Origin of the sequence: Bradyrhizobium sp. LMG 9283 (assembly GCF_045571415.1) — a bacterium.
Classification (GTDB): domain Bacteria; phylum Pseudomonadota; class Alphaproteobacteria; order Rhizobiales; family Xanthobacteraceae; genus Bradyrhizobium.
Genome location: NZ_CP120691.1, coordinates 4,843,633 through 4,859,920 on the forward strand (window position 1 = coordinate 4,843,633; position 16,288 = coordinate 4,859,920).

The 16,288-nt window shown below is 64.2% G+C and carries 11 protein-coding genes; 7 read left to right on the top strand and 4 right to left on the bottom strand.

Going from position 1 to position 16,288, the window contains the following annotated elements:
• Positions 1-177: 177 nt before the first annotated feature.
• Positions 178-1,185, top strand: coding sequence for a Na+-dependent transporter (locus P6U29_RS22875; RefSeq protein ID WP_407112397.1), 1,008 nt, complete (start codon positions 178-180; stop codon positions 1,183-1,185).
• 34 nt (positions 1,186-1,219) lie between these two features.
• Here the strand turns inward: P6U29_RS22875 and P6U29_RS22880 are convergent, their stop codons facing one another.
• Positions 1,220-1,756 carry a hypothetical protein gene (locus P6U29_RS22880; RefSeq protein WP_407112398.1) on the bottom strand — a complete coding sequence of 179 codons (537 nt, stop codon included), beginning with the start codon at positions 1,754-1,756 and terminating at the stop codon, positions 1,220-1,222.
• A gap of 81 nt (positions 1,757-1,837) precedes the next feature.
• On the bottom strand, positions 1,838-2,776 hold the full coding sequence (locus P6U29_RS22885) for a GlxA family transcriptional regulator (RefSeq protein WP_407112399.1): 939 nt from the start codon (positions 2,774-2,776) through the stop codon (positions 1,838-1,840).
• Between the two features lie 108 nt (positions 2,777-2,884).
• On the opposite strand from P6U29_RS22885, the gene P6U29_RS22890 reads away from it, so the two are divergent.
• Positions 2,885-3,571: a DJ-1/PfpI family protein gene (locus P6U29_RS22890; protein WP_407112400.1), complete on the top strand. Its 687-nt coding sequence runs from the start codon at positions 2,885-2,887 to the stop codon at positions 3,569-3,571.
• A 509-nt stretch (positions 3,572-4,080) separates the two neighbouring features.
• Here P6U29_RS22890 and P6U29_RS22895 read toward each other — a convergent pair.
• Positions 4,081-4,488 (bottom strand): NADH:ubiquinone oxidoreductase subunit NDUFA12, encoded by a 408-nt coding sequence (locus P6U29_RS22895; RefSeq protein ID WP_407112401.1) that lies wholly within the window; start codon positions 4,486-4,488, stop codon positions 4,081-4,083.
• Between the two features lie 243 nt (positions 4,489-4,731).
• Here P6U29_RS22895 and P6U29_RS22900 point away from each other — a divergent pair, with 243 nt between their 5' ends.
• From P6U29_RS22900 to P6U29_RS22910, 3 genes are all read left to right on the top strand, one after another.
• Entirely contained in the window at positions 4,732-5,376 is a 645-nt protein-coding gene (locus P6U29_RS22900; protein WP_407112402.1) for a BA14K family protein, read from the top strand.
• A gap of 206 nt (positions 5,377-5,582) precedes the next feature.
• The gene (locus P6U29_RS22905; RefSeq protein WP_407112403.1) at positions 5,583-6,005 is read left to right on the top strand and encodes a response regulator; all 423 of its coding nucleotides are present in this window, start codon (positions 5,583-5,585) and stop codon (positions 6,003-6,005) included.
• Positions 6,002-8,242 (top strand): CHASE3 domain-containing protein, encoded by a 2,241-nt coding sequence (locus P6U29_RS22910; RefSeq protein ID WP_407112404.1) that lies wholly within the window; start codon positions 6,002-6,004, stop codon positions 8,240-8,242. The genes P6U29_RS22905 and P6U29_RS22910 overlap by 4 nt, the downstream gene beginning before the upstream one ends.
• A 1-nt stretch (position 8,243) precedes the next feature.
• Here P6U29_RS22910 and P6U29_RS22915 read toward each other — a convergent pair whose 3' ends face one another.
• A complete protein-coding gene (locus P6U29_RS22915; protein WP_407112405.1) occupies positions 8,244-9,140 on the bottom strand; it encodes a DMT family transporter in 897 nt (298 codons plus the stop codon).
• Positions 9,141-9,907: 767 nt separating this feature from the next.
• On the opposite strand from P6U29_RS22915, the gene P6U29_RS22920 reads away from it, so the two are divergent.
• Together P6U29_RS22920 and P6U29_RS22925 are read left to right on the top strand one after the other, a co-directional pair.
• On the top strand, positions 9,908-13,678 hold the full coding sequence (locus P6U29_RS22920; protein ID WP_407112406.1) for a vitamin B12-dependent ribonucleotide reductase: 3,771 nt from the start codon (positions 9,908-9,910) through the stop codon (positions 13,676-13,678).
• 283 nt (positions 13,679-13,961) lie between these two features.
• On the top strand, positions 13,962-16,253 hold the full coding sequence (locus P6U29_RS22925) for a P-loop ATPase, Sll1717 family (protein ID WP_407112407.1): 2,292 nt from the start codon (positions 13,962-13,964) through the stop codon (positions 16,251-16,253).
• Positions 16,254-16,288 lie beyond the last annotated feature (35 nt).

A 16,288-nucleotide genomic window follows, 5' to 3' on the forward strand; every position in this document is an offset into this window, starting at 1 on the left:
GGAGGCTGGTCGCCCCGCCTACGAGACGCTGACCGCTCTGTTGAAGGGATTGGGCTGACGGCACCCCCGTAGCCCGCATGAGCGCAGCAACATGCGGGACCGCTCTTACCATACGGAAACACTTGTCCCGGATATCGCTTCGCTCATCCGGGCTACGCACCGACAACCCCGATAGAGATGCCCTCCCTCCTCCAATCCGTTTTCGCTCTCCCAATGCGCGGGCTGACGTGGCTCGGCGGCCAGGGCACCCGCGCCGTGGCGGCCATTGCCTTCATCGCGGTCGCGGTGCCGCCGCTCGGTGCGCTGCTGCGCCCCTATGTCACCGAAGCGATCTTCCTGCTGCTCTGCATCTCTTTTGTGCGCGTCGATCTCGTGGCGCTGTACGGACATCTGCGCCGGCCGGCGCTGGTCGCAACCGCCACGGCCTGGACCACGATCGGTGTGCCGCTGATCGTCGCCCTTGCCGCCTACGCGACCGGCCTCACCACGAGTTCCCCGGGCCTTGCTCTCGCGCTGATGCTTCAGGGAATGGCCTCGCCGATGATGGCGGCGCCGGCCCTTGCGGCGCTGATGGGCCTCGATGCCACGCTGGTGCTTGTGACGCTGGTGACCTCGACCGCACTCGTGCCCTTCACCGCTTCGCTGTTCGCGGGCCTCTTTCTCGGCGGCATGCTCAACATCTCGCCGGCCACGCTCGGCCTCAAGCTGCTCGGCATCCTTGCCGCGTCGCTGCTTGTTGCGACCGTTATCCGCTGGGTCTTCGGCACGGATGCGATCCAGCGCCACAAGCAGCCGATCGACGGTCTCAACATCATCATCCTCTTGGTATTCGCCTCCGCGGTGATGGGCGATGTCGCCAGCGATCTCGTCGCCGATCCCCTGTTCACGATCACCGTCGCGCTGCTCGCCTTTGCGGTCTACTTCACCCTGCTCGCCGCGACGACGCTGATCTTCCGCCGCGTCGGCACCGAGCGCGCCTTCGCCATCGGCCTGATGGTGTCACAGCGCAATCTCGGGCTGATGCTGGCTGCCACCGCTGGCGCGCTGCCCGCGACGACCTGGCTCTATTTCGCGCTGACGCAGTTTCCGATTCATCTTGCGCCGTACATGCTGATGCCGATCGCGCGACGGGTGATAGCGCGCGCCGATACCTCAGGCGAGGCAGCCACAAGCGGCACCACTTAGCACGAACTCACGAACGACATCGGCATTGACCATACTATGAGGTGTTTCTGTCCTCCGCATATCGCTCGACAAGCTCGGACCAGAACGGAATGTATTTGATTTCCACCGGCCAGGGTTTGCTGTTCCAGCCCGTGAACTCTCTCTCAAAATAATCGCCTAGGTTCGCACCGTAGTAAATTGCGTCGATGCCATAGATGGAAAAGACGGGGTTGCCTGCCTCGTGCGGCTGCTCCGGCAAATATCGGTGCGCAATAAACGGGATTAGTTTCGGTGCCCGGGAAAGTATTTGTCGAAGCGTCTCTTCCCGGGCTCGGGCACTGGACGGCCACGTTCCCCATTCCGACCACCACAGTCGTCCGTGCCCGACAGAATGACGAAGACTTTCAAAGAGCCAGTCCAGCGCTCGTCTTATCGCTCGCTCGTCCATCCAATCGTGTCCATCCACCGGTCGCCTTTGCTTCAGGAGCGCAACCAAATCGGGAGGAAAGGCCAGGCCAAACCGACGTTGCGCCCTGTCGAGCTCTGATTGCGTAGAGCCTTTGGTCCAACGAACCTTGTCGTTGCCTGACATCGCTACCCCACTTCTCGCTCGCTTTCCCGTTTCGGGCGGGAGCCGAGATCACGCGCACATCCGATATCCGAGCACCCGCCCCTACCCCGCCCGCGCCGCGCGCCGCAGGGCCTGCGGCGGCTGGCCGAAGGCGCGGATGAAGGCGCGTCGCATCCGTTCGGGGTCGCGGAAGCCGGTCGTTTCCGCAACGCGCTCGATCGCCTCGCGCGAGGACTGCACGCGTTCGCGCGCGACTTCGAGCCTGAGTCGCTCGATCGCCTTGGAGGGCGTGGTGCCGGTCTCGGCGGCAAAGGCGCGGGCAAAATGCCGGGCGCTCATGCCGGCGCGATCGGCGAGATCTTCCACCGAGAGCGGCGCGTCGAGATTTTCGCGCGCCCAGGACAACAGTGGACCGAAGCGGCCGTTCGGCGTCTTCAGCTCCAAGAGCGATGAGAATTGCGACTGGCCGCCGCTGCGGCGGTGGTAGAGCACGAGCTGGCGCGCGGTCTGTTGCGCGATCTCCTCGCCATGGTCCTCGGTGATCATCGCGAGCGCGAGATCGATCCCCGCGGAGATGCCTGCCGACGTCCACACATTGTCGTCGCGGGTGAAAATTCGGTCCGGCTCGAATTTGACCCTCGGATAACGCGCGACGAATTCGCGCGTCCGCCCCCAATGCGTGGTGGCGCGGCGGCCGTCGAGCAAGCCTGCTTCGGCCAGCACATAGGCACCGGAGCAGACGCTCGCGACCCGCATGCCACGCTTTGCGAGCCGCTGCACGAAGGCCCGCGTGACCTCACAGCGCGCGGCGGCGGCGACGCCCGTGCCGCCGGCCACGACCAGCGTCGTGATCGCGTTCGCCGACTTGAAGTCACGCGCCATCATCTCGACACCGGACGAGCTGCGCACGATTCCGGGCTTCGCCGCAAGCACGCGAATGAGAGGTGCCTTGCCGATGCAGCGCGCCGCGATCTCGAATGCCGAGATCGGGCCTGCCGCATCGAGCAGCTGGAAATCCGGGAAGATCAGGACGCCGATCATGGGCCAAGCCGCAATGGTATGTCCGAAAGCGAGGGAATTCTGCCATTCCGGACAAGAGGGCATCATGCCATCCTGCCGGCGTCAAGCTCATAATTGGAGGATCTGCCGATGTCGTCGCCGCTCCAGATTGGTCTGTTGGTGTTCCCGCGCGTCACCCAGCTCGACTTCACCGGCCCTTTGCAGGTGTTCGCCATGGTTCCCGACGCAAAACTGCACCTGATCTGGAAGCGGATCGAGCCGGTGCCAAGCGATTCCGTGATGACGCTGACGCCGACCACGACGTTTGCGGACTGCCCTCAACTCGACGTGATCTGCGTGCCCGGCGGCAGCGGCACCAACGATCTGCTCAACGACGAGGAGGTGCTCGACTTCCTGCGCAGGCAGGCCGGCGGCGCCAAATACGTCACCTCGGTCTGCACGGGATCGCTGGCGCTCGGCGCCGCCGGTCTCTTGAAGGGCTACCGCGCCGCCACCCATTGGAGCGCGATGGAGATGCTCGCCCAGTTCGGCGCGATACCGACAAAGACGCGCGTCTGCATCGATCGCAACCGCATCACCGGTGGCGGCGTCACCGCCGGCATCGATTTCGCGCTGACGCTGGTGGCGATCATGGTCAATCGCACCATGGCGGAAGCGATCCAGCTCCAGATGGAATACGATCCGGCGCCGCCGTTCAATTCGGGCTCACCCGACACCGCGTCGGCCGAAGTGCTGGCGCTGCTGAGGGAGCGCGGCGCGCAAAACCAGGCGCGGCGGCTCGAGGCGGTGAAGCGTGCCGCGGAAAGGGTGAACTAGACTGGACGCCGCTCCCGTGTCCCGGACGCGGCGCAGCGTGCAACGCTGCTCCGCTGAGCCGGGACCCAGGAAGCTACACAGACCGCTGCAACATGGGCCCCGGCTCTGCAGCGCACCGCTGAAGAAGCGCTGCACTGCGTCCGGGGCACGTTAAGCTTCGTGCTGGTCTCCAACAGAAAAAGGCCGCTCGGTTTCCCAAGCGGCCTTTCCTGTCTTACGGCGGCTGCACATTCACATCGGGCGATTTCGGAGCTTCCAGACCGGGGGCCTATCTCCCGATCGAGTCCTTCCTCGGCGGCCGCTGCATTTCGGGACAGTCGCGAGCTGTTGCCCGAACCGAACGCGATGGTCTCCCATCTCCGTAAGATGGGATCATTGAGCCGCATCGCCCGCGCCGGCGCAACGCCCACGCGCGCGGCATCCCCGCTGTTCCCGTTGTCCACAGCGGCGGGGTGCAGATGCGTGTGCATCCGCTTCGGACGATGGCGGTTCGCAGGTGGGCCGAAAGGTTAGCCTGGTGTCCAGGGCTGGTAATCGCCGGTCGCCTTCGGACGGCGGCCGCTGGCGAGCGTCGAGCCGGACGGACGATAGGCCTTGGCCGTGCCGGTGAGATTCGGCTGGTGCGGCTTTTCCCACTCGCGCGGCTGGTAGTTGGCCTCGGTCGGCGGCGCGTCGACGACGTGATGGATCCAGCCGTGCCAGGACGGCGGAATCCGGCTCGCCTCAGCATAGCCGTTATAGATCACCCAGCGCCGCTCGAAGCCGAGCGTCGGGTCGACCGCCCCGCCGCGGGTGCGATAATAGAGGTTGCCCTGCTCGTCCTGGCCGACCAGCTCCCCGTACCGCTTGGTCCAGAGCTGGGTGCCAAACGTCTGGCCATTCCACCAGGTGAAGAACTTGAGGAAGAATTGTTTCATGCGGCAAGGCCCTGCTTTCGTCGGGTCCTGATGCCATCCGGGCAGCGAAATGTCCAGTTCGGTGGGGGCCCCGATGCCCTCCGCAAATCCGGCTACCGAGCACGCCCCTGCCGCAAAGCGGACGCGATTCATTCATGCCCGGTACAGCGGCGGCGACGGAAGCTCCATTTGCACGCAAACCGGCGTGATCCCAGGAACCCCAGCGCTTTCATAGGGTTTGGCTTCCGGGAAAGGAGTTTAGCCATGAACAGTCTGAAAGTCTTGAGTGCCGCCGCGGCGGTGGCGCTGGTTCTTCCCTTGGCGACGCCGAGCTTTGCCCAGAATCGTCCCGCATTGAGCGGACGCAGTGCCGCCAATATCGGCGGTGGTGGCGGCGGTGCTCACTTCGGTGGCGGCGCGCGCATGGGTGGCGGTAATTTCGGGGGCGGCGCCGCGATGCGTCCGAGCGGAGGCAGTTTCGCGGCCGGCACTGCGGTTCGTCCGAGTGGCGGCAGCTTCGCAGCCGGCCCGGCGCCCCGCCCGGCGCTCTCGCCGTCCTTCAGCGGCACCCGCAGCGTCGCAACCGCGGGCAACTGGCAGGGCGGAAGCAACTGGAGCGGTCGTCAGTGGCACGGCGGGCACTGGCGCCACCGCGGCGGCGGCTTCTGGCCGGGCTTCGCGGCAGGCGCCGCAATCGGCGGCCTCGGCTCGTATGCCTATTACGGCGGCGGCTACGGCTACTACGATGATCCCTACTACTACGACAGCTACTATGACGAGCCGTCGGTTGCGGTGGTACCGGATAGCGGCGGCGACTCCACAGCCTATTGCGCGCAGCGCTACAAATCCTACGACCCGGCTTCGGGCACTTATCTCGGTTACGACGGCCAGCGGCATCCGTGCCCGTAGGCGGATCGCCGAGGCGTGAGGCAAAAGGCGTCGCAGCGATGCGGCGCCTTTTTCGCGCACGCGCGAGGATGCGTACAAGTCGACGCAAATGGATCTTTATGCACAGCGCCGTGCATATCCTTGGCGATCCAATCCAAAATTGACCGGACACACGATTCGCGGATATCACCAAACGCAGTGGAGACTTCGATCACCTGGGAAGTGTCATGCCGCGTATTCTCGTGGTTGATGACGATCCGATGGTCGGCGCGACCATCGAAGTCCTCCTCCAACGTCAGGGCTTCGACGTCACGCTGACCGACGGCGGCGAAACAGGATTGGCTGCGCTGGAATCGCAGACCTTCGACGTGATGCTGGTTGACATCTTCATGCCGCATATGCGCGGCTTCGAATCCATCCGGATCTTTCACGAGCGCGCCCCGACCACTCCGCTGATCGCGATGTCGGGCTACGCCTTCGCCTCATCCGCCTCGCCCTCTCCCGATTTTCTCCGCATGGCGCTGGAACTCGGCGCGACGCGCTGCCTGCGCAAGCCGTTCACGCCGGAAGCGCTGCTGACGACGATCCGGGAATGCCTCACCGGCGCGGGCGCGAGCGCACAGTCTGAGGACAAGAAAGAAGCCCCTTGATTCCAACGCAACGCGTCATTCTCGGTGCTGGACTTGCCATCCTCCTGATCATCACCGCGGCCTCGATTGCCCTCGACGTCAAGTCGCGGTCCGACGCGGCGTGGGTCAATCATACCGTCCAGGTGCAGAAGAAGATCTCCGATCTGCGCGTGCTGCTGCGCCGGGCCGAGAGCGCCGCGCGCGGCTACGAGCTCTATCGCACCCCGGCCTTCAGCGATGAGTTCCAGGCGGTGCACGCCAGGATCGCGCCGGCGCTCGCCGATCTCAAGCGCGACGTGCGCGACAATCCCGATCACGTCGCGCTGCTGGAAGGCACCGAGCCGCTGGCGCTGCGCCGGATCGAGATCGCCGCCACAGCGATGCGCCTGCGCGCCGAGAACGACCAGGCCGGCATTGGCGCGCTCAACAGCAAAGCCGAGGGCCGCGGCCTCATGGACACGGTGATGGGCAATCTCGACCATCTGAGCGCCGAGGAAGAACGCCTGCTCAACGCGCGCTCCCAGGATTCGCGCCGCACCGGCATCGTGCTGCTCGGTATCGACGTCGCCGGCGCCGTGCTGATCCTGCTGCTGGTCGCGCTGGTGATGCGCGAAAGCCGGCGCACCACGGGCGAGCTGCAGAGTTCGCTCGAGCAGACACAAGCCGCCAAGGTGGCGCTCGAGGCGGCGGTGGCCGAGCGCACCGAGCATCTGGTCACCGCGCATGACGAGCTGCGCCTGTCGATCAACGTGCTCCAGAGCACGTTTCGCAGCATGGCGGAGGCGGTGCTGGTCATCGACGTCGAGGGCAACGTCCTTCTGTCCAATCCCGCGGCCGAGCGCATCCTGGTGCATCGCACCGGCATGAATTTGAACAATCTGCGCGCGCTGTCCGATGTGTTTCACGGCGACGGCGTCACGCCGCTCGAGGCCGACGAGCTGCCATCGACGCGCGTGCTGCGCGGCGAGCAGTTCGAAGAGCTGGAGATGATCGTCCGCCTGCACAGCGGCAATCCTCCCCGCCATCTCATGATCAGCGGCCGGCCGATGCGCGACGGGCAAGGCAACATCTCCGGCGCGGTGCTGGTCTATCACGATGCGACGACGTCGCGCGAGACGGAGCGGCAGCTGTACCAGTCGCAGAAGCTTGATGCGATCGGCAAGTTGACCGGCGGGGTCGCGCACGACTTCAACAACATGCTGACGGTCATCTCCGGCAATACCGAGACGCTGGTGGAGAGCCTGAAGGGCCAACCCGAGCTTCAGCGCACGGCACGGCTGATCGACGATGCCGCCGAGCGCTGCGCCGAGCTGATCCAGCATCTGCTGGCATTTGCGCGCCGGCAGCCGCTCGAGCCGCGCAACGTCGACATCAACGCCGCGATTTCGGATATCGCAAAGCTTCTGCGCCCCACTCTCGGCGAGCAGATCCAGATCGAGACCGCGCTGGAACAGGGGACGATGACGACGCATATCGATCCGTCCAGGCTCACCAACGCCGTGCTCAACATGGCGATCAACGCGCGCGATGCCATGCCGAATGGTGGCAAGCTGCTGCTGGAGACCCACCGCGTCGTGCTTGATGAAGCCTATGCGCAGGCCAATGCGGAGGTTCGGCCCGGCCCTTACGTGATGCTCGCGGTCAGCGACACCGGCACCGGCATGCCCCCCGATGTCCAGCAGAAGGCGTTCGAGCCCTTCTTCACCACCAAGGAGGTCGGCAAGGGATCTGGCCTCGGCCTCTCCATGGTCTATGGCTTCGTCAAGCAGTCCGGCGGCCACGTCAAGATTTACAGCGAGGAAGGCCACGGCACCACGATCAAGCTCTATCTGCCACCGGGCGAAGGCGCCGCGGATATGGCAGCCATTGTCGCGCCGCAGGCCGAAGGTGGCGCCGAGACCATTTTCGTGGTCGAGGACGACACCTTGGTGCGCAACTTCGTCACCGCGCAGCTCCACAGCCTCGGCTACAAGACGGTGGCCGCACCCGACGGCAAAGCCGCGCTGGAATTGATCGAGGCCGGCCAGACGTTCGATCTGCTGTTCACCGACGTCGTCATCCCCGGCGGCATGAGCGGACGCGAGCTCGCCGAACAGGTGGCCAGGCGCCGGCCGGGTGTGAAAGTGCTCTACACCTCCGGCTACACCGACAACGCCGTCGTCCATCACGGTAAGCTCGACGATGGCGTGTTGCTGCTGACGAAGCCGTACCGTCGCAATCAGCTCGCCGAGATGATCCGGAAGGCGCTGGGCGGCTAATTCAGCGCGTCGCCAGCACCACGGCGGCGAGCGTGAAGATCAGCGCGGCGATCTGCCCTGCCCCGAGCGGCTCGCCGAGCGCGATCGCCGAGGCGACGACACCGATGACAGGCACCGCCATGGTGCCGATCGCGGCGACCGAGGCCGGCAGGCGCGACAGCGCGGCAAACCAGCTGACATAGGCGATGCAGAACTGCACCACGGTCGAATAGACCAGCAGCCACCAGCCAAGCGGCGTCACCCGCGACAGATGCGTGGTCTCGATCAGGAGGCCGACGATCGAGATCGGCAGGCAGCCGATCCCGATCTGCCAGGCGGCGGCGGTGATCGGCGGCAGATGGATCGGGTACTTCTTCGAGAACACCGTGCCGACGGCAAAACCGAGCGCGCCGGTGAGCGCCATGATGATGCCAGGCACCCTCTCTGCGCTGGCGGCAATGCCATTGCCGCCCATGATCGTGGCAAGGCCGGCAAAGGCCAGCACCAGCCCCAGCGTGCGCAACACCGTCGGCCGCTCGCCCAGCACCGGCCAGGCGATGATCGAGGCCCAGACCGGCATGGTGTAGGCGATCAGCGCCGCCTCGCTCGCCGGCAGCCAGAGCAGCGCGAGCCCCATCAGCACCATCCAGCCGGTGACGTTGAGCACGGCCGCGGTCAAGAGGCGCGGCCAGATCGCAGGCTCCACCTTCAGGCTCTGCCGGCGGATCACCGCGAGCGCCGCCAGCAGCACCGCCCCGAGCACGCCTGTGACCCCGCGCAGGGTGAGCGGCGGCAGCTCGGCGAGCAGGAATTTCGTCACCGGCCAGTTGAAGCCCCAGCCGATCGAGGTGATGGCGAGGAACATCAGGCCGGCCGGGGCGATGCGCGGCCGCGCATCCCGGTGGGTCGAATCATGCATGAGGGCAGTCCGGCAAAATCTTAAGGTCAGCTTGGCCCGGATTCGCTGGTCGAACCACCACCTCGGCGGGCATGCCTGCCCTCACCTTCCGTAGGGCTACGTGAGTCCCGCTGACGCAATCCCGGTCCTGAAAAATATACCTGCCCTGTGAACAGCGGGATGAAGGGCCCGCATCACCACGGGATGCAAATTTTTTCGGTTGGGAATCCCTGAGGACTCACTGATACTTGGCCCCACAACAGGCGCGGCGAAGACCCCTGTTATCCCCCACAATCCACCATATTTAGTATTTGATTCAGGAACTCGCACTAGTTCTTGACGGGCGCAACGGAGAGTCCTAGCTTTCGGTCCGTTCGGCGCGAGTGAGTTTGCGTCCCGCCGGCACTCCCCCAAAGGGTCTCGCAAATCGGCACTCCGCCAGCCGGCCAAAGGCTGCGGATGAGGGCTTGTCTGCCCGCGAAAGGCGGACTCTTCGGGCGCCAGAACGGGCCGGCAACAGGTTCGGATGGCATCGGTAGACGTTGTGACAGTGGGGCGTTGAACGCATGTCGCGCACATCCCCTTGGGGGCGGATGGGTGTGGACGTGCCGGCGGGATGATCGATGCAATGCGTCGAACAATCGCGTCGGGAGAAACAGGGCCGGATCCACCGGCTGAACTGCGGTGTCCCAAGGCCGAATGGCCGGAAGGAGCCGCGAAATGAAATGACGACCCGGCACGCCCAGAGCGAGGGGCGGGACCGGTCAAAATAAGGACGGGGCAAGACGATGCGGATTGAGCGGCGCCACACCACGGTAGGACAGTCACCTTATGCGGGAATCGAATTCCGCCTGACCACGTCGGAGATTCGCAATCCCGACGGCTCGGTCGTCTTCAAACTGGACAATGTCGAGGTGCCCTCGGAGTGGTCGCAGGTCGCCTCCGACGTGCTGGCCCAGAAATACTTCCGCAAAGCCGGCGTTGCCGCGCGCCTGAAGAAGGTCGAGGAGGAATCCGTCCCCTCCTTCCTGTGGCGCTCCGTGCCCGACACTGACGCCCTCGCCGCTCTCCCTGAGAAGGAGCGCTATGTCAGCGAGCTCAGCGCAAAACAGGTGTTCGACCGCCTCGCCGGCTGCTGGACCTATTGGGGCTGGAAGGGCGGCTACTTCACCTCTGACGAAGACGCCCAGGCCTTCTATGACGAGCTCCGCTACATGCTCGCCATGCAGATGGTCGCGCCGAACTCGCCGCAATGGTTCAACACCGGTCTTCATTGGGCCTATGGCATCGACGGCCCCGGCCAGGGCCACTATTACGTCGATCCCTTCACCGGCAAGCTGACCAAGTCCAAGTCGGCCTACGAGCACCCGCAGCCGCATGCCTGCTTCATCCAGGGCGTCGGTGACGACCTCGTCAACGAAGGCGGCATCATGGACCTCTGGGTCCGCGAGGCGCGCCTGTTCAAATACGGCTCCGGCACCGGCTCCAACTTCTCGCGCCTGCGCGGCGAAGGCGAGAAGCTCTCGGGCGGCGGCCGCTCCTCGGGCCTGATGAGCTTCCTCAAGATCGGCGACCGCGCCGCCGGCGCGATCAAGAGCGGCGGCACCACGCGACGCGCCGCCAAGATGGTCGTCGTCGACGTCGATCACCCCGACATCGAGACCTATATCGACTGGAAGGTGAAGGAGGAGCAGAAGGTCGCGGCCCTCGTCACGGGCTCCAAGATCAACCAGAAGCACTTGAAAGCAGTGCTGAAGGCCTGCGTGAACTGCGAAGGCTCCGGCGACGATTGCTTCGATCCCGACAAGAACCCTGCGCTCCGCCGCGAGATCAAGCTCGCCCGCCGCTCACTCGTGCCCGACAATTACATCAAGCGCGTCATCCAGTTTGCCAAGCAAGGCTACAAGGACATCCAGTTCGACACCTACGACACCGACTGGGATTCGGAAGCCTATCTCACCGTCTCCGGGCAGAATTCCAACAACTCGGTCTCGCTGAAGGACGACTTCCTGCGCGCGGTCGAGACCGACGGCGACTGGAATCTGACGGCTCGCACCTCCAAGAAGGTGACGAAGACGCTGAAGGCGCGCGACCTCTGGGAGAAGATCGGCTACGCCGCCTGGGCCTCGGCCGACCCGGGCCTGCACTTCAACACCACGATGAACGACTGGCACACCTGCAAGGCGTCCGGCGACATCCGCGCGTCCAATCCGTGCTCGGAATACATGTTCCTGGACGACACGGCGTGCAACCTCGCCTCGGCGAACCTGCTGACGTTCTACAACACCACGACCAAGCACTTCGACGTCGAGGGCTACGAGCATCTCTGCCGGCTCTGGACCATCGTGCTGGAAATTTCGGTCATGATGGCGCAGTTCCCGTCCAAAGCGATCGCCGAGCTCTCCTACGAGTTCCGTACGCTCGGCCTCGGCTACGCCAATATCGGCGGCCTCCTGATGACCATGGGCCTGCCCTATGACAGCAAGGAAGGCCGCGCGCTCTGCGGCGCCCTGACCGCGGTGATGACCGGCATCACCTACAAGACCTCGGCTGAGATCGCCGCCGAGCTCGGCACCTTCCCCGGCTACAAGAAGAACGCCGCGCACATGCTGCGCGTCATCCGCAACCACCGCCGCGCCGCGCACGGCCAGTCCAGCGGCTATGAAGCGCTCAGCGTCAACCCGGTGCCGCTCGACCACGCCTCCTGCCCGCAGGCCGACCTTGTCAGCCATGCCCAGGCGGCCTGGGATGCGGCGCTCGAGCTCGGCGAGAAGCACGGCTATCGCAACGCCCAGACCACGGTGATCGCGCCGACCGGCACGATCGGCCTCGTCATGGACTGCGATACGACGGGCATCGAACCGGACTTCGCGCTGGTCAAATTCAAGAAGCTCGCCGGCGGCGGCTACTTCAAGATCATCAACCGCGCCGTGCCGGCCGCGCTGCGCGCGCTCGGCTATCGCGAGAGCGAGATCGCGGAGATCGAGGCCTATGCCGTCGGCCACGGCTCGCTGGCGAACGCCCCCGGCATCAACGTCACCACGCTGAAGGCCAAGGGCTTCACTGATGAGGCGATCGCTAAGGTCGAGAAGGCCCTGCCGACCGCATTCGACATCAAGTTCGCCTTCAACAAGTGGACCTTTGGCGAGGATTTTATTCGCGACCAGCTCGGCATCGGTGCCGAAGCCATCGCAGCCCCCGGCTTCGACCTGCTCCAGGCTGTCGGCTTCACCAAGCGCGAGATCGAGGCGGCCAACGTCCACATCTGCGGCGCGATGACGGTGGAAGGTGCTCCGCACCTGAAGGCCGAGCACTATCCGGTGTTCGACTGCGCCAACCCCTGCGGCAAGATCGGCAAGCGCTATCTGTCGGTCGAGAGCCACATCCGCATGATGGCGGCGGCGCAGCCTTTCATCTCGGGCGCGATCTCCAAGACCATCAACATGCCCAACGACGCCACGGTGGAGGACTGCAAGTCCGCCTACATGCTGTCGTGGAAGCTGGCGCTGAAGGCCAACGCGCTCTATCGCGATGGCTCCAAGCTCAGCCAGCCGCTCAACTCGCAGCTCATCAGCGACGATGAGGACGACGAGGATATGGTCGAGCATCTCTACGAGAAGCCGATGGCCGCGCGCGCGACCCAGGTCTCGGAGAAGATCGTCGAGAAGCTGGTCGAGCGCATCATCGTGATGCGCGAGCGCGAGAAGATGCCGGATCGCCGCAAGGGCTACACCCAGAAGGCGGTCGTCGGCGGGCACAAGGTCTACTTGCGCACCGGCGAGTACGATGACGGCCGTTTAGGTGAGATCTTCATCGACATGCACAAGGAAGGCGCGGCACTCCGCTCCTTCATCAACAACTTCGCCATTGCGGTGTCGCTCGGCCTGCAATACGGCGTGCCGCTGGACGAATATGTCGACGCCTTCACCTTCACCCGCTTCGAGCCAGCGGGCCCCGTGCAGGGCAACGACTCGATCAAGTACGCGACCTCGATCCTCGACTACGTCTTCCGCGAGCTCGCGGTAAGCTACCTCTCTCGTTTCGACCTCGCCCATGTCGATCCCAACGAGACGGGTTTTGACGCACTCGGCAAGGGCGTCGAGGAAGGCAAGGAGCCGGACGAGGACGGCGGCCAGCATGCGACCAAGCTGGTCTCGCGCGGCCTCACCCGCTCGCGGACCGACAACCTCGTGGTGATGCGCGGCGGCTCGACCGCGGTCTCGCAAGGCAACGACAGCGCCCCCGCCGGCGGCAGCAAGGTCACCGCCCTCGCCTCGCACGGCACGTCGGCTCGCGTCGCGGAGACAATCGAAGGCGCCGTCGCCCTGAAGCAGGAAGCCCAGCACGACCTGTCTCCGACGGAGAAGCTCGAGCAGCTCCAGTGGAGCAAGGCCGGCACCGCCGCAACCGCGGCCCCCACCAAGGCCGAGCGTCGCGCCGAAGCCAAGGCCAAGGGCTACGAGGGCGAGATGTGCTCAGAGTGCGGCAACTTCACGCTGGTGCGGAATGGCACGTGCATGAAGTGCGATACTTGCGGTTCGACTACCGGGTGCTCCTAGTATTCCGACTTGGAGGAGACAGCGCGCCTTGCTCGATAGTGGACCCTCGTTGTTTCGTATTCCGACTTGGAGGCTGCGGCGACGAGCATAACGCGCCCCCTAATAGAAGGCCCCCTACTTCGGTTGGGCGCCTTTTTCCGGTCCTCTAAGCGCCGGCAGTAACAACAAAGGAACGCGGCGGACTTAGAATCCGCCGCGAAATCGCAGACCGAACGAAACATGAATCAAGCCGATCGTCGGCGAAATGGGCCCGCAAGGCCGAACGTTAAGCGGATGCGAACTCATGACGACAGTTTTCGTAGCGTACGCCTCGGGCAACGACTTTCATTCCGATCTCATCAAGAAAGCCTGCAAGGATGCGAGCACGCCGGATCGCCGGGTGACTCCCTGGTGCGAGCTTGATACGTCCGGTTCGCCCATCGCCCGCTCCGTTGAAAGCTGGGTCGAGGATGCCGACTCGTTCGTTGCCGACATCTCCAGGGTCAATCACAATGTCACCTACGAGCTGGGCTTCGCGATCGGCCTCGGCTTGCCGACGCGGCTGATTCGTTCGACCCACGAAAACTTCCAGCCCGTCCGCGACATCGGCCTTGTCGACACCCTCGGCTACGACGGATATGACTACGAAAAGCCGCTGACCAAGATCCTCAGCAAGGCCGATGAGACGTCGCGCTGGGGCGACGTGACCAAGCATAAGGATCAGCCTCTCTTCATTTTGCAGCCACCGACTCCGACCGCATCGAGCCTGCGGACGACCAGCGCCGTCAAGAAGGTTGCGCGCATCAAGTTCAGGAACTCGAATCCGGCCGAGATCAGCCGCCTGAATGCCAGCGAGGCCTATGAGAACGTTGTAAGTTCGTTCGGCGTAATCGCGTTCTGGATCGACGGCACGTCGGACGAGGCGATGCGCAACAACCAGCGGGCCGCTTTCATCTATGGTGTCGCTCAAGGCCGCGGGATTCCCGCCCTTCTCATCGCCCAACAGTCCCAGGCGTTGCCACTCGATCTCCAGGACAAGGCGGACCGGTGGTGGAAGCTCGAGGACATCGACGACCTGATCGCGACTTTCAGGACGACCGTCGCCGACACGCAAAACGAGTTCGTGACCGTCAAGCAGCAGACCGAAGGCCTGCTTGAGCGTCTCAGCTGCGGAGATCCGGTCGCCGAAAACGAAGCGGCGGCACTCGCCGACCATTTCCTGGAGACCGACGCCTATCGCCGAACGCTCGGCGGAGAAGCGAACGTCCTTGTCGGCCGCAAGGGAAGCGGCAAGACGGCGGTCTTCCTACAGGTCCGCGATCGTACGCGGGCCAGGAAAGAGAACATCGTCATCGACCTGATCCCGGACGGTCACCAGCTCGTCAAGATGAAGGAATTCATCCTCGACAAACTGAGCCGCGGAACGCGGAAAGAGGTGATCGCGGCATTCTGGGAATACGTGCTCTGGCTCGAGATTGCCTACAAGCTCCTCGAAAAGGATCAGGTCAGGGCTCTCAGGGATCCGCGCCTGCTCCCCGGCTACATCAAGCTGAAGAATCTGTTCGAGTCCCGGGTCGACACCGGCGTTGGCGACTTCTCCGAACGCCTAAAGCGCCTGTCTCAGAATGTGATCGATCGTTTCGGGAAAAGCAGCATCGTAAACGACGACCTGCAGCAGATCGACTCGAGCAAGGTGCTGGAGGCTATCTACGGGCAGGACGTACGGCTGCTGCGCGAAGAGGTTATGGGGTACCTGAGGCTGAAAGGCGTCGTGTTCTTCCTGTTCGACAACCTCGATCGCTTCTGGACACCGGGCGGCTTCACCGACGACGACGCGCTCATCGTTATCGGCCTGGCAGAATCCATGCAGGAGATCGCGCGGAAGTTCAGCCGCCAGAAGCTGGACTTCTCCTGGGCCATCTTCGTTCGCAGCGACGTCTACGAATTTCTGGTCCGCGGAATGGCGGACTACGGCAAGCTCGCCGTCCAGAGCCTGGAATGGACCGACAGAGCGCTGATGAAGACGCTTTTCGAAGACCGGCTCCGGTCGAGCGCCTCGCAGATCACCGGAGATTGGTCGTCGATTTGGTCGCGAGCCTCGGTCTCAACCGTCAAGGGCAAGCCGGTGCTGGATTTCTTGATCGACGGCAGTTTGATGAGGCCGCGGTATCTCATCCGCCTCTTCGAGACCGCTCGACGCCGTGCGTTGACATTTGGCCGCGATCGGATTGAGGAAGAAGATTACTGCCAGGCGCTGACCGAACTCGGCTGGCAAGTGCTGGAAGACCTGGACCGCGAGATTTCCGATCTTGTCATCCAGGGCGCAAGCCTTCTGTTCGAGATCGTGCAGCAGAAGAACGGGCTGACGCGCGGGAAAATCAAGTATATCGCCGGCAAGAAAATCCAGAATAGAGAAGATGTCGACAAGCTTATCGACGTGATGCTCTGGAACGGAAGCCTGGGCGTGCTCGACAACGGGGCCCCTCGCTACATTTTCGACGTGGGATACAAGCGGCAGTACCTCGCCTCCCTCATTCGTGACGACGACTCCGTCGAATTCGTGCTCCACCCGACGTTGCTTGCGACTGGGGGCTAACCTCGCGGCCGCCTGACTCGTTCGGCTGACTGCGA